Below are 14,069 nucleotides of genomic sequence, written 5' to 3' on the forward strand. Positions count from 1 at the left end.
GACACGCACGCCGCCCGGCCGAGTGCTCCGTCGCGCCTGCATTCCACTCACTGGATCAGTCGCTTGACGCGGACGCGGGGGATGCTGATACTCGACACAAGAATAGACACGTGTCCATTTTGGATCCGTCATTCGCCACGACTCCGAAGGAGCAGTTGTGTGGACTCTCCCCCGCATCGCGCTGTCGGGCCTGAGCTGGCCGGTCAAGCAGAGCTTCGCCCGTTACGTCGCCGCCTCGCCCGGCGGCGGAATCACCATCGGCGACGGTGCCGAGGTGCTGCCTGAGTGGGATCTGGTGTTCGCGCCCGGAGCGAGCCACTTCGACCCGGCCAGCGGTGACGGCGAGCTCGGCTTCCGCGGCTCGGTGCGCTTCACCGGCCATTTCGGGGGGCTCGACGTGACCGTGCGCGATCCGCTGCTGCGGATCTCCGCTGGAGCGGGTGAGCTCGAGATCGGCCTCCCGGGAGAGCGACTGCGCCTCGCGACTGCTGTCTGCACCTACTCGCCAGAGCCCGACGGTTCCGCGGTGTGGGAGTCGCTTACCGTCACGCTCACGGGAGAGGGCATCGCGCTGCACGGCGGTGTCTACGATGAGGGCACACCGCTCGATCCGTTCTGCGCGCGCCTCGCGCCGGCGCATCCCGGGACCGCGCAATGAGCGCTCGCGCTTCCTCGGTCATCGCGCCCGCTGACGATCGCGGGCCCTCCGCTTCACACGCAGTCGACACCCTGCTCATCCTCTTCGCGACCGAGTCTGGCAATGCCCGCGGCGTCGCGAACTCGGTCGGCGCCTACGCCGCGTCGCTCGATCTGCCCCAGCGGGTCGTCGACCTGGCCGAGGTCGCCCCCGCTGATATCGCGTCGGCCCGATCGCTGCTCTTCGTCGTGGCGACGGCCGGGGAGGGCGAGGCGCCCGACCGCGCCGCGGGCTTCCTGGAGGCGCTCCTTGCGGACGACGCACCGCGCTTCCACGGGACGCGCTTCGCGGTGCTGGCGCTCGGCGACCTCGCCTACCCGAACTTCTGCGGCCACGGCGAGACCCTCGACGCCCGGCTCGCCGAACTGGGCGGCAACCGGATGTCGGAGCTGGTGCGCTGCGATTTCGACTACGCGGCCGAGGCGAGCACGTGGATCGCGCGCACCGTGCCGCTGTTCCTCGGCGATGCCGTGCACGACGGCCGTGCCGGGCCTCCGACCGGGGCGGTGCGGGCGGATATGCCCGCTCAGGGGATCACCCTCGAGCTGCCCGGCACCGAGTATGACGCAGTGGTGGTGGCGCGGCGCGAACTGCACGGTGAGGGTGCAGAGCGGAGGTCGGTGCAGCTCACGCTCGAGCTGGAGCACGACGCCCAGTTCGAGCCCGGCGACATCGTGCTGATCACCCCCGAGAACGATCCGGCCGTCGTGGCCGACCTGCTGGATGCCGCAGGGTTGAGTGGCGACCATGATCTGGCGCAGGAGATGCTCGAGCTCGACGTCACCACGGTCACTGCCGTGCACGTCGGCGCCTGGGCTGACCGCACGCACGCTCGCGACCTGCAGGAGATCGCCGCCGATCCCGTCGCACTCGATGCTTACCTCGGCACGCACCGCCTGGCCGACCTGCTTCGCGCCGCGCCGGCCCGACTCGCTGCCCGGGAACTGCGCGCGCTTCTGCGCGCCCAGGCGCCGCGCTCCTACTCCATCGCGTCCAGTCCGTTGCTCAACCCTCGCCAACTCGACCTGCTCGTAGCCGAGACGAGCTGGCAGGCGACCCCGGGGCGGCGCATCGGGGTGGCGAGCGGCGACCTGATCGGTCGGCGCCCGGTCGGCGCCCGGCTGCGGGTGCGCATCAAGCCGAACCCCGGCTTCCGGCTGCCCGCTGATCCGCAGACCCCGATCGTGATGATCGGCCCCGGATCGGGCGTCGCCCCATTCCGCGGGTTCCTGCAGCAGCGGCGTGCCGCTGGAGCGGCTGGCCGCAGCTGGCTGTTCTTCGGCCACCGCCAGCGCGCCACCGATTTCCTCTATGAGGAGGACTGGCAGGCCGCGCTGAACGACGGCACGCTCGAGCGCATCGACCTCGCCTTCTCGCGCGACCAGGAGCAAAGGGTGTACGTGCAGCACCGCATCCTCGATCGCGCGGCCGAACTCGTCGAGTGGATCGCCGACGGTGCCGAACTCTACATCTGTGGCGACCGCGCCATGGGACTCGCGGTCGAGCAGGCCATCGGACACGCCCTTGACGACGCCTTCCCCTCGGGCGCGCACTCGCTCGCGACCCTTCGCCGGCAGAACCGTCTGCATAAGGACACGTACTGACGCGTCATCCACCCCGCGCCCCCCGCACCACCCGACGACAAGGAGAGACGATGAGTACGACAGCACTGACCTGGAACCCCGAGGCCGAGTTCGAAGCCCTCAGCCACGGCGAGGCCCCCGGAACCGCGGGGGTGTACGGAGCCCTGCTGAAGCAGGGCTCGGTCGGCCTTCTCGACCGCGGCGACGGCAATCCCACGTTCGGCCTGTTCAGCCGCGAAGCCATCCAGAAGGCCGCCGTCGACACGGCCACCTTCAGCAGCGTGACCGTTCCGGCCGGCACCCCGCGCATCCTGCCGCTGATGGCCGACCCGCCCGAGCACACTCAGTACCGTCGCTTGTTCGGCGAGTGCTTCAAGGCCGACGAGATCGCGCGGGTCGAGGAGGAAGTCGCGCTGGTCGCCGCCGAGCGCCTGGACGCCATGATCGCCGCAGGCACGGCCGACTTCGCGCAGGAGTACGCCTACCCCTTCACCACGCACAGCCTCTGCGTGCTGCTGCGCGTCGAAGACGACTGGAGCATCTTCAACGACTGGTCGAGCACCATGGAGAAGCTCACCGCCTCGGGCTCGCGTAACTCCGGCAACGCCTTGCCCCAGGAGCATTTCGTGAAGATCATCCCGTACCTCCACAAGCTGATCGGCGAGGCGCGGCAGAACCCCGGAACCGATCCGGTGAGTCGCTTCCTGGGCGCCGAGATCGACGGCGGTCCGCTGGATGACCAGGCGGTCATCGGCCTGATCATCGCGCTCATCCTCGCCGGCCGCTCCACCACGGCCTCCGGCGTCACCAACCTCGTGCTGCGTCTGGCGCAGGATCACGCCCTGCAGCAGTTCCTGCGCGAGCACCCCGAGCGCATCGCGGACGCCATGGAGGAGAGCCTGCGCCTGGACAGCCCGCAGCAGCAGATGCCACGCATCGTCACCACCGACATCACGATCGACGGCGTCGACATTCCCGCCGGCGCGCCGCTCTTCCTCAACTTCGGCTCGGCCAACGTCGACCCCGCGTTCTGGGATCGGCCCGCCGAGTTCGACATCGACCGTCCGTCACGTCCGCACTTCGCCTTCGGTCGCGGCATGCACCAGTGCCCCGGTTCTCCGCTCGGGCGGATGCAGATCCGCCTGACCGTCGAACAGCTGCTGAAGCGCACGAGCTCATTCGATCTCGTCGGCCCGATCGAGCGCGAGACCTGGCCGCGCCTCTCGGTGGAGCGGATGCCGCTCAGCTTCGTCGCCGCCTGAATCCGTTCACTTTCCTACCACCGCGAGAAGGAGTGCCACCATGCCCACCGAGATCATCACCCTCACCGTCCAACCCGACCGCCGCGCCGAGTTCCTGCAGAAGGTGGGCGAGGCCGGCCCCGCCTACCTGGCCCAGCCGGGCGTGCAGAACGCCCGCTTCTTCACGCAGACCGACGACGACGACGTCGTCCTGGCCGTGATCGACTGGGCGTCGAAAGACGACCTGGATGCCGCCGTGGCGAGCCCGGCGGGCCAAGCGTTCCTCGGCGCGATCGGCCCGCTGCTGGCGGGAGCGCCCTTGATGCGCCTGGGTGAGTCCGTGAACTAGGCATGAGCGCCATCCGCCCGTTCCATCTCGACATCCCTCAACCTGAGATCGACGACCTTCGAGCGCGCCTGGCCCTGACGCGCTGGCCACCGAGGGAGACAGTCGACGACACCTCGCAGGGCGCGCAGCTCGAGCCCCTGCGTGCGCTGATCGGTCACTGGCAGGACGGCTACGACTGGCGTCGCGTCGAGCGCGAGCTGAACGGAATCGGCCAGTTCCAGACCGAGATCGACGGCGTGGATGTGCACTTCCTGCACGCGGTCTCTCCGGAGCCGGATGCCCTGCCGTTGCTGATGACGCACGGCTGGCCGGGATCGGTGCTCGAGTTCCGCAAGGTGATCGGGCCGCTGACCGACCCGGTCGCCTTCGGTGGCGACGCCCGCGACGCCTTCCACGTGATCGCACCCTCGATGCCCGGATTCGGCTTCTCGAGCGCGCCTGCGTCGAGGGGCTGGTCATTCGACCGCACCGCCGAGGCGTGGATCACCCTGATGGACCGGCTCGGCTATCCGGCCTGGGGCATCCAGGGCGGCGACCTGGGCGCCGGCGTCTCGGAGACCATCGCGGCGAAGACCCCCGCCGGGTTGGTGGGCATGCATCTGAACTTCTCGACCATTCAGCCCACCCCGGATGAGATGGCCGACGCGAACCCCGTCGAGCAGCGCATCCTCGCGCAGGGCCAGGACTTCTGGCTGAACAAGAGCTCGTACGCCCAGCAGCAGCAGACCCGTCCTCAGACGATCGGCTACTCCCTGGCCGATTCCCCGGTGGGGCTGGCCGCGTGGCTCTACACGATCTTCCAAGAGGGCTGCGCCACCCCCGGCAATGCGCTGGAGAGCTTCACGATGGACGAGCTGCTCGACGACTTCATGCTGTACTGGCTGCCCAACGCCGGCACGACGGCAGCGCGCACCTACTGGGAGCTGAGGAACACGGGCTGGTCGTCGGCGGCGACCGTCGAGAATCCGATCACGGTGCCCACCGGCTATACGCAGTTCCCGGGCGAGCCCGTGCGCCAGTCCGAGCGCTGGCTGCGACGCCGCTTCACCGACCTGGTGTTCTACAACGAGGCTCCGCGTGGCGGGCACTACGCGGCGCTCGAGGAGCCGGAGCTGTTCGTCGACGACGTGCGGGCGACATTCCGCCCATTGCGCGGGTAGCAGGCCCGGCTCGGTCGCCGCCCCGCCCACGCGCCCACATCTGAAACGAGCGGATGAACGAGCCAACACCCGGGTGCGAGTCGTCTCCGTACGGCACCTCAGTGCACGAGGACGACCTTGCCGACGTTGTTGCCGTCTTCGACGTAGTGATGCGCCGCCGGCGCGTCGGCCAGAGGGAACGCGCGGTCAACGACCGTGCGGAACCCGTTCGCCACCTCGGCCCACAGCGTCTCGACTGACTCCGGAGTACCCGTGCGGACACCCACGACCCGGATGCCGGTGGAATACAGCTGCTGCAGGTTCAGTGACACGTGATGGCCGAGGAACGCGCCCGATGAGACGATCGCGCCGCCTGGCTGCAGCGCGTTGAAGCCGTGCTCCCAGATGAGCGGGGCACCGAGATTGTCGACGACAACTGTCGCCCCTTTGCCGCCGAACGCGTCGCGGGCTCGAAACGCGAAATCCTCGTCGATCGCGTCGAAGATGTGCACGAAGCCGAGCTCTGCCAGACGAGCTCGTTTGCTCTCGTGACGTGAACTGACGACGACTTCGGCTCCGAGGTGGGCGGCCAGGAGGGCAGTCGTGAGGCCGAGCGCACTCGTGGCCCCTTGGACGATGACTCTCGAGCCTTCACCGACTCCGCCGACGCGCGCGAACTGACACGTGGCAACGGCCCCGACGCTCGCCAGAGCGGAGGCCTGCTGGGGACTGACCCCCGGCGGCACGATCGACGCGTTGACCGCCGGAACCCGCACGTACGCGCCGTACGCGCCGGGGCGATGGGTGCCGATGATCTCGACGGTGGGCGAGATATCGGCATAGCCGGTGCGCGTGTATTCGTTCTCCTCCAACTGCACGACCGGGAAGACCGCCACGTGGTCACCCACCGACACGCGGGTCACGTCATCGGCGACGGCGACGACGGTGCCGGCATGCTCGCCGCCCAGGATGTGGGGAAACGTGAACTTCGCGTAGGGGTGCTTGCCCGCGCGCGCGACGAGGTCGAGCAGTCGTCCGACGCTCACCGCCCCCACTTTGACCAGGATGTCGCCCGGCCCGAGTTCGGGCACCGGCACCGTCTCGGCATGCAGCACCTCGGGCGCGCCGAACTCGCGGAACAGCATCGCGGTCATCTCGCGAGGTGTGGTCGCGTCGACCGTCGGCCACTCCTCCGTCGTGATCATCGTCACCACACACCCACAATCGTGTTCTCGAGTCGGCCGAGGCCATGGATCCCGGCGGCGACGACGTCGCCGTCGTGCAGGAAGTCGTGCCGTGGCATCCCCACGCCCGCGGGTGTACCGGTGAGGATCACGTCACCGGGCTCCAACGTGATCGTGCGGCTGACCGCCGCGATGAGGTCGTAGACGCCGATGACCATGTCGGCGGTCGACGAGTCCTGCTTGGTCACCCCGTTGACGCTCAAGCGGATGCCGAGGTCATGCGGGTCGTCCACCAGCCAGGCAGGGACGATTCCCGGTCCGAGCGGGCACGAACCATCGAAAGCCTTGTGCTTGATCCAGTCGAACGCGAAGGGCGCGGCGACGGCGTTCTCGCGCGGGAACAGCAACCGCGCGGAAAGATCGTTGGCGATCGTGTACCCGGCGATGTGCGCGGGTGCATCCGCAGCCGTCAGGTTCTTGCAGCGGTCGGCGATGACGACGGCGAGCTCGACCTCCCAATCCAGCCCGGCGGCGGGGAGGTCATCCACCTCGATGCGCGCGTCAGGGCCGACGATCGTCGTGGTGGGCGGCTTGAGGAAGAAGAACGGCGACTCGGTCGGATCGGGGCGGGCGGTGTTCATCTCGGCGGCGTGGGCGTAATAGTTGGCGCCGGCGCAGATGAGCTTGCGCGGATAAGTGATCGGAGCGAGCAGGCTCGCACCCTCGATCGGCGACAGCGCGCCGACATCCAGGTCACGCAACCGAGCCGTCCATGCGGACCACTGCTCGAGCAGAGCGAGGGTCGAGAGCGGCCATCCCGAGGGCGGGGCGTGCAGCGTCTCGCCGCGGAGGATGCCGAGGCGGGGGAGGGCGTCATCGGTCGTGCGGTATTGGGCGAGCGCCCAGTGCTCGATTGCCATGGCGGAGACGGGGTCAGTGATCGATGAGGGCCGGATTGATGGGTCCCCAGCTGTTGACGGCCACGAGGTCGACTTCCCAGGTCTTGGGAAACTGCGGGAAGTCGGTGTGCCACGGTCGCGGCTCGAAATAGCCCTTGGCCTCGTCGTGGATCACGTCGAGCTGCGTGAACAGCTCGATCATGTTGCCGTCGGGATCCTTGTGGTACGTGAAGATGTTGTGTCCGGCGCCGTGGCGGCCCGGACCCCACTCCAGGCGCACGTCGTTCTGCGCCATGTGGTCGAGCATCGTCTGCAGATGATTCAGGTCGCGCATCTCGTAGGCGATATGGTGCATGCCCGTGAACGACGTCGACGCCATGAAGTTCGCCGCGTGGTGGTCGGAGTTGCACCGCAGGAAGACGAAGAAGTCGCCGACGGTGTCCGACCATTTGAAGCCGAGGAGCTTCTGGTAGAAGTCCTGCATCGGGGCGAGCTCGGGAGTGAAGGATGCCACGTGGCCGAGCTTCGTGGGACGCAGCGAGCTGTCGTCGGGCCCGACTCCGCTGCGTGCCTGCTGGTCGTAGAGGTGGATCTTGGTGCTGGTCGTCGGCTCGTCGAGGATCAGCACATCGGGAGTCGAGGGTGCGATATCGCTGCGCCGTTCGACCGCGTAGCCCGCATCGGTGAGGCGACGCTCGGCATCGGAGAGGTCTTCGAAGATCTCATAGCCGACGCTCGTGCGCGGCTTCGTCTCGCCCTTTCGAATGACGACGGCGTGGTGGTCGAACGACGGAGTGAGGTAGACCTCGTCGGCGGTTCGGTCGACCTCGGTGAATTCGAGGATCGTGGTGTAGTAGTCGACGAGACGGTCGACATCCTGCGTCTCGAATTCGACGTAACCGAGCTTGGACACCGTCACCGGGGTGGACGGCTGAACGGGGTTTGTCACGGGGAGTCCTCTCATCGCACGGCTTTGTGGCTCACCGACGGTAGCGCGCCCGGAGCCGGGCACGCATAGCGTCGTTCCGGCCAGTGGGACGACATCAGGTGAATCGCATCCCCGGCCGCCGCGCGATGAGGCGGGTGATCGATTGGGCCGCGGTCTGTACGGCCAGGCCCACGCGGCGGATGTCCACGTCGCCCGCCCACCCCGCTGCCGAGAGCGCGGCGATGGGCTCGCCGTTGGACGCACGCAGCGCCGCCGCTGCGCAGGCGACACCCGGGGCGCTCTCTTCACGCTCGTACGCGAGACCGCTCGCGCGGATGCGCGCGAACTCGCGTCGTAGCGCCGCAGGATCGGTCACTGTCTTGGGCCCGACGCTCACCAGCTGACCGGACAGTATCTCGTCGATCACCTCGGGCGGCGACCAGGCCAGCAGCGCCTTGCCGACACCGGTGGCGTATGCCGGCATCCGGCCGCCCACGCGGCTGGGAAGGGGAGGGATGCCGCGTGCCGGCAGGATCTCGATGTATACGACTTCGTCGCGCTCGAGAACCGCGAGATGCACGGTCAGGTTGACGGCTGCCCGCAGGTCGGCCATCGACGCGAGCGCGATCTTACGCAGGTCTCTGGGGCGAGCGGCGGATTCTCCCAGTTCGAAGAGTCGCAGCCCGAGCCGCACCCCCCGCCCGCTGCGCTCGAGGAACTTCCTTTCGGTCAGTTCGCTCACGATTCGCGACACCGTCGATTTCGCGAGCCCGGTTCTGCGGGCGATCTCCGAGATTCCGAGCTCGTCGTCATGGGCGGTGAAGGCATCGAAGATGGACGCGACCCTGCCCACCATGGACCCCGAGTCGTCCCGTTCAGTGGTACGCACCTTTTGAGTATGAGAACCGCGCGGTCAGAATGCAATCACCGCAGACAGCGGTAATGAACGACGACGGAGTGTTCGTGGACGACGTGATCACACGCGAGAGCGGCGAGGCACTGCTCGGCGCGTACGAATCCGGGGTGCCGATCGCGCCGCTCACCGCGAAGCTCGGTACACTGTCGGTGGACGAGGCCTACGGCATCCAGCTTCACCAGGTCGAAGCCTGGCTGTCGCAGGGGCGCGAGATCGCGGGATTCAAGGTAGGTCTCACGTCGAAGGCGATCCAGGTGCAGCTCGGTGTCGACAGGCCCGACTTCGGCCACCTCTTCGGCGACATGATCCTCGACGGCTCGTCGACCATCGACCTCACCCGGTTCATCAGCCCACGCATCGAGCCCGAGATCTCGTTCGTGCTGGGCTCGGCACTCGCCGGCCCCGGTCTCACGATCGTCGACGTCATCAACGCCGTCGACTACGCGATCGCCTCCGTCGAGATCATCGACTCCCGCATCGCGGACTGGAAGATCACGCTGGCCGACACGATCGCCGACAACGCGTCGTCGGGCGCCCTCGTGCTGGGCACGACGCCGTTGCGCATCGACGCGACCGATCTCGGGCTCATCGGCTGCGTGCTCTCGCGCAACGGCGAGGTGGTCGCCACCGGTGCGGGTGCCGCCGTGCTCGGGCATCCGCTCAACTCGCTGCTCTTCCTCGCCAACAGTCTCGGCTCCCTCGGTCGCGACCTGCCGGCCGGTTCGGTCGTGATGGCGGGGGCACTGACGGCAGCGGTGCCCATCGCTCCCGGTGACCGATTCACCGCCACGTTCGCCCATCTCGGCAGCGTGAGCGCCACGTTCTCCACAATCGACAGCTAGGAATACTCGATGACATCGTCCACCACTGTGTTGCCGCGCGACACGCGGCCGTCCGGTCATCGCCACACGGCCGCCATCGTCGGACCCGGCAACATCGGCACCGATCTGCTCATCAAGCTGCTGCGCAGCGAACACATCGATGTGCACTCGGTGGTCGGCGTGGACCCGGCCTCCGACGGACTCGCGCGGGCACGGTCGATGGGCGTGGAAGCGTCGTCCGAGGGCGTGCCGTGGCTGATCGCGCACCCGAACCGGCCCGACTTCGTCTTCGAGGCGACGTCGGCGAAAGCGCACGAGTTCAATGCTCCCCGGTACGCGGATGCCGGAATCGTCGCCATCGATCTGACGCCCGCGGCGATCGGGCCGTTCGTCTGCCCGGCGGTCAATCTGCGCGAGCACCTGACCGCGAAGAACCTCAATATGATCACGTGCGGCGGGCAGGCCACGATCCCGATCGTGAACGCCGTCGCGAGCGTCACGCCGGTGTCGTACGCCGAGATCGTCGCGACCATCTCTTCGCGCTCGGCGGGGCCCGGCACCCGCGCCAACATCGACGAATTCACCGAGACGACCTCGCACGCGATCGAGAAGGTCGGAGGAGCCGCGCGAGGCAAGGCGATCATCATCCTCAACCCCGTCAAGCCCGACATGATCATGCGCGACACCGTCTTCTGTGCGCTCGAACCCGATGTCGACCGTGACGCGATCGCGGAGGCGATCCACACCCGTGTCGCCGAGGTGCAGGAGTACGTGCCGGGTTACCGGCTGCGCAGCGATCCGCAGTTCGACGATCCGACCGAGCTCTGGGGTGGCCGCGGTCGCGTCGCGGTGTTCCTGGAGGTGACCGGAAACGGCGACTATCTCCCCCCGTGGGCCGGCAACCTCGACATCATGACCGCCGCCGCCGTGCGGGTCGGCGAGCAGCTCGCGATGTCGAGGAGCGCAGCATGACGCTCGACGCGAGGCTGGAGGCGGTGCCGGGCGCGGTGCTTGACCCGGTGCGCATCACCGACACCACGCTCCGCGACGGCTCGCACGCCGTGCGCCACCAGTTCACCGAGAAGCAGGTGCGCGATGTCGTCCATGCCCTGGACGTCGCGAATGTCGAGGTCATCGAGGTGACGCACGGCGATGGCCTGGCCGGTTCTTCGTTCAACTACGGCTTCAGCCTCGTCCGCGATATCGAGCTCGTCGCCGCGGCGGTCGACGAAGCCGAGCGAGCCCGTATCGCGGTACTGCTGCTGCCGGGTCTGGGCACCGTGGCAGAACTGCGCGAGGCCCGCGATGTCGGCGCATCGATCGCCCGCGTTGCGACCCATTGCACTGAGGCGGATGTCTCGATCCAGCATTTCCAGGCCGCGCGCGAGCTCGGCATGGAGACTGTCGGCTTCCTCATGCTGTCGCATCGCAGCGAACCCGGGGAGCTTGCTCAGCAGGCACGGATCATGGCGGATGCCGGCTGCCAGTGCGTCTACGTCGTCGATTCGGCCGGCGCGCTGGTGCCGGACTCGGCAGCCGCCCGCGTCGAGGCGCTCGTGCAAGAACTCGGCGACGACGCGCAGGTCGGCTTCCACGGCCACCAGAATCTGTCGCTCGGCGTGGCGAACTCGATCGCGGCGTATCGAGCGGGTGCACGGCAGATCGACGGCACCCTGTGCGCGCTCGGTGCCGGGGCCGGCAACACACCCTCCGAGGTACTCGTGGCGACCTTCAGCGCCCTCGGCATCCCGACGGGCATCGACGAGGAGAAGATGCTCGCCGCTGCCGAAGAGGTGCTGCGCCCGCTCATCACGCGCCTTCCGGTCGCCGACCGCGCCTCGATCGTGCAAGGTCGCTACGGCGTGTACAACTCGTTCCTCCTGCACGCCGAAAGAGCCTCGGAGCGCTACGGCATTCCCGCCTACCAGATCCTCAAGCGGGTCGGCGAGGCGGGCTACGTGGGCGGTCAGGAAGACATGATCATCGACGTCGCGATCGAACTCGCCGAGGCGGCCGGGAAATGACGGATGCTGCGTCCTGGAGCGTCGACCGCGTGGCCGACATCCTGATCGACGCCGAGAACGCCCGCCACGACATCGGCCGGTTGACCACCGAGTGGCCCGGCCTCGACCTCGCGACCGCGTACGACGCACAGGGCGTCGTGATCGCACGCAAGGTCGCGGGGGGCCAGACCGTCGTCGGCATCAAGCTCGGCCTCACCTCGCGCGCCAAGCAGGAGCGCATGGGCATCGCCTCCCCGCTCACGGGCGTCCTCACCGATGCCATGGCGCTGAAGGCCGGCGAGCCGTTGATCGCCGGCGAACTGATCCACCCGCGCATCGAGCCCGAGATCGTGTTCGTGATGCGCGAGGCGCTCCGTGGTCCGGGCGTGACCGCAGCATCCGCGCTCGCCGCCATCGGCAGCGTGCACGCGGGGCTCGAGGTGATCGACAGTCGCTATCGCGACTTCGACTTCGCCCTGCCCGACGTCGTCGCCGACAACGCCTCGAGCGCGCGCTTCGTCGTGAGCGCGACGGGTGTCTCGCCGATCGGACTGGACCTCGTCCTGGAGGCCTGCGTGCTGCGGGTGAACGGCGATGTCGTCGACACCGCGACGGGAGCCGCCGTACAGGGCAATCCCCTGGATGCCCTCGCGCTCGCCGCCAACGACCTCGCCACGCGAGGCGGTTCCATCGCGGCCGGCGACATCGTCTTGACCGGCGGCATCACCGATGCCGTCTTCGTCAGCCCCGGAGACGACGTGAACGTGACGTTCACCTCGCTCGGCTCGCTGACCATTCGAGTGGAAGGAACATCGTGACCTCGGTACTACCCGCGCAGACCACGATCGCGACCGGCGCGATCCAGAGGATCGGGCACATCATCGACGGCGTCGAGGTGCAGTCCGAGTCGGGCCTGACCTTCTTCAGCATCGATCCCTACACACGCCAGCCCTGGGCCGAGATCGCGCTCGGCACGAAGACAGAGGCGGATCTCGCGGTGGCCGCTGCGCGGAGAGCCTTCGACGAGGGCCCGTGGCCGCGGATGTCGGCCGGCCAGCGCCGTGCGCTGATCAACCGCTTCGCCGATCTCATCATCGAGCACGCCGAAGAACTCGCGCTGGCCGATACCCGCGACATGGGCAAGCCGATCACGCAGAGCCTGGGCAACGACGTTCCTCGCACGGCCCTCAATTTCCGCTTCTTCGCTGATCACGCCCACCTCACGCCCGCCGAGGTGCTGCCGATGGATTCCGGACACCACACCTACACGCGGTTCGACCCGGCCGGTGTCGTCGTCGCGATCGCGCCGTGGAACTTCCCGATGATGCTCGAGAGCTGGAAGGTCGCGCCGGCTCTCGCCTGGGGCAATACGGTCGTGCTCAAGCCCGCCGAAGACACCCCGGTCTCGGCGACGATCATGGCGCGGCTGGCCCTCGAGGCCGGCATCCCACCCGGGGTCTTCAACGTCGTGCACGGCTACGGCCCGGACTCGGTGGGGGAGGCGCTCACCCAGAACCCCGACGTGGATCGCATCACGTTCACCGGCGAATCCGGCACCGGCCGGATCATCGCGCGCGCGGCATCCGCGAATCTCATTCCGGTGAGCCTCGAACTCGGCGGAAAGGGCGCCAACGTGGTGTTCGCGGATGCCGAGATCGACAATGCGATCGACTGGTCGATCAAGGCGATCTTCACCAACGCGGGCCAGGTCTGCCTCGCCGGCAGCCGGATCTATGTCGAGCGTCCGCTCTACGAGGAGTTCGTCGACCGGTTCGTCGCCGCCGCGAACGCCATGGTCGTCGGCGACCCGAAAGACCCCGCGACCCAGATCGGCCCGCTCGCGAGCGGTGAGCACTACACGAAGGTGCGCAGCTACTACGACACGATCGGTGAGTCGAACGGGTCGCAGCTGTCGGGCGCACTCGGGGAGGGCTGGTTCATCACTCCCACGATCATCGCGACGCCAGACAAGGATTCGGCGCATCAGCGCGAGGAGATCTTCGGACCGATCGTGACCATCACTCCGTTCGACACTGAGGACGAGGCGATCCACGAGGTCAACGACAGCCCGTATGGCCTGAACGCGATGCTCTTCACCGAAGACCTCACGCGTGCGCACCGGGTCTCTGCTGCGCTCATCGTGGGCACGGTGTGGGTCAACTGCTTCTTCATCCGCGACCTGCGCGCCCCGTTCGGCGGTGCGAAGGCCTCGGGCATCGGCCGCGAAGGCGGCACCTTCAGCCGCGAATTCTTCACCGAGCCCAAGGCGGTCGTCATGCAGATGGTGCCGCCCGCCCACTAGTTGAGTC

14 protein-coding genes are annotated in these 14,069 nt (G+C 68.1%); 10 read left to right on the top strand and 4 right to left on the bottom strand.

Features of this window, described 5'->3' with window-relative positions; genetic code table 11:
* The first annotated feature begins 157 nt into the window (after nt 1–157).
* From ACFE6Z_RS12605 to ACFE6Z_RS12625, 5 genes are read left to right on the top strand one after another with little or no spacing between them, the layout of a single operon-like run.
* On the top strand, nt 158–658 hold the full coding sequence (locus tag ACFE6Z_RS12605; protein WP_375386032.1) for an HtaA domain-containing protein: 501 nt from the start codon (nt 158–160) through the stop codon (nt 656–658).
* Nucleotides 655–2,301, top strand: a complete 1,647-nt coding sequence (locus tag ACFE6Z_RS12610; protein ID WP_375386033.1) for a sulfite reductase flavoprotein subunit alpha — start codon at nt 655–657, stop codon at nt 2,299–2,301. Before ACFE6Z_RS12605 ends, ACFE6Z_RS12610 begins: the two co-directional genes overlap by 4 nt.
* Nucleotides 2,302–2,351: 50 nt before the next feature.
* Nucleotides 2,352–3,542, top strand: a complete 1,191-nt coding sequence (locus tag ACFE6Z_RS12615) for a cytochrome P450 (RefSeq protein WP_375386034.1) — start codon at nt 2,352–2,354, stop codon at nt 3,540–3,542.
* Between the two features lie 40 nt (nt 3,543–3,582).
* Nucleotides 3,583–3,870, top strand: a complete 288-nt coding sequence (locus tag ACFE6Z_RS12620) for a putative quinol monooxygenase (protein ID WP_375386035.1) — start codon at nt 3,583–3,585, stop codon at nt 3,868–3,870.
* A 2-nt stretch (nt 3,871–3,872) separates the two neighbouring features.
* The gene (locus ACFE6Z_RS12625; protein WP_375386036.1) at nt 3,873–5,030 is read left to right on the top strand and encodes an epoxide hydrolase family protein; all 1,158 of its coding nucleotides are present in this window, start codon (nt 3,873–3,875) and stop codon (nt 5,028–5,030) included.
* 98 nt (nt 5,031–5,128) lie between these two features.
* Here ACFE6Z_RS12625 and ACFE6Z_RS12630 read toward each other — a convergent pair whose 3' ends face one another.
* The 4 genes from ACFE6Z_RS12630 to ACFE6Z_RS12645 all read right to left on the bottom strand — a co-directional run bounded on the left by ACFE6Z_RS12630 (nt 5,129) and on the right by ACFE6Z_RS12645 (nt 8,909).
* Nucleotides 5,129–6,214 (bottom strand): zinc-binding alcohol dehydrogenase family protein, encoded by a 1,086-nt coding sequence (locus ACFE6Z_RS12630; protein ID WP_375386068.1) that lies wholly within the window; start codon nt 6,212–6,214, stop codon nt 5,129–5,131.
* Between the two features lie 2 nt (nt 6,215–6,216).
* Nucleotides 6,217–7,113, bottom strand: a complete 897-nt coding sequence (locus ACFE6Z_RS12635) for a fumarylacetoacetate hydrolase family protein (protein WP_375386037.1) — start codon at nt 7,111–7,113, stop codon at nt 6,217–6,219.
* 13 nt (nt 7,114–7,126) lie between these two features.
* The gene (locus ACFE6Z_RS12640; protein WP_375386038.1) at nt 7,127–8,041 is read right to left on the bottom strand and encodes a VOC family protein; all 915 of its coding nucleotides are present in this window, start codon (nt 8,039–8,041) and stop codon (nt 7,127–7,129) included.
* Nucleotides 8,042–8,135: 94 nt separating this feature from the next.
* Complete coding sequence (locus ACFE6Z_RS12645; RefSeq protein ID WP_375386039.1) at nt 8,136–8,909, bottom strand: IclR family transcriptional regulator; 774 nt, start codon at nt 8,907–8,909, stop codon at nt 8,136–8,138.
* A gap of 53 nt (nt 8,910–8,962) precedes the next feature.
* Here ACFE6Z_RS12645 and ACFE6Z_RS12650 point away from each other — a divergent pair, with 53 nt between their 5' ends.
* Genes ACFE6Z_RS12650 through ACFE6Z_RS12670 form a run of 5 tightly spaced genes read left to right on the top strand, consistent with a single transcriptional unit; the run spans nt 8,963 to nt 14,062 of the window.
* Entirely contained in the window at nt 8,963–9,778 is an 816-nt protein-coding gene (locus ACFE6Z_RS12650; protein ID WP_375386040.1) for a 2-keto-4-pentenoate hydratase, read from the top strand.
* Between the two features lie 9 nt (nt 9,779–9,787).
* Nucleotides 9,788–10,729 carry an acetaldehyde dehydrogenase (acetylating) gene (locus tag ACFE6Z_RS12655; protein ID WP_375386041.1) on the top strand — a complete coding sequence of 314 codons (942 nt, stop codon included), beginning with the start codon at nt 9,788–9,790 and terminating at the stop codon, nt 10,727–10,729.
* Nucleotides 10,726–11,781 carry a 4-hydroxy-2-oxovalerate aldolase gene (gene dmpG / locus ACFE6Z_RS12660; protein WP_375386042.1) on the top strand — a complete coding sequence of 352 codons (1,056 nt, stop codon included), beginning with the start codon at nt 10,726–10,728 and terminating at the stop codon, nt 11,779–11,781. Before ACFE6Z_RS12655 ends, dmpG begins: the two co-directional genes overlap by 4 nt.
* Complete coding sequence (locus tag ACFE6Z_RS12665; RefSeq protein ID WP_375386043.1) at nt 11,778–12,578, top strand: 2-keto-4-pentenoate hydratase; 801 nt, start codon at nt 11,778–11,780, stop codon at nt 12,576–12,578. The genes dmpG and ACFE6Z_RS12665 overlap by 4 nt, the downstream gene beginning before the upstream one ends.
* Nucleotides 12,575–14,062, top strand: a complete 1,488-nt coding sequence (locus ACFE6Z_RS12670) for an aldehyde dehydrogenase (RefSeq protein ID WP_375386044.1) — start codon at nt 12,575–12,577, stop codon at nt 14,060–14,062. Before ACFE6Z_RS12665 ends, ACFE6Z_RS12670 begins: the two co-directional genes overlap by 4 nt.
* The last annotated feature ends 7 nt before the right edge of the window (nt 14,063–14,069 follow it).

Source organism: uncultured Microbacterium sp., from assembly GCF_964244775.1.
GTDB lineage: Bacteria > Actinomycetota > Actinomycetes > Actinomycetales > Microbacteriaceae > Microbacterium.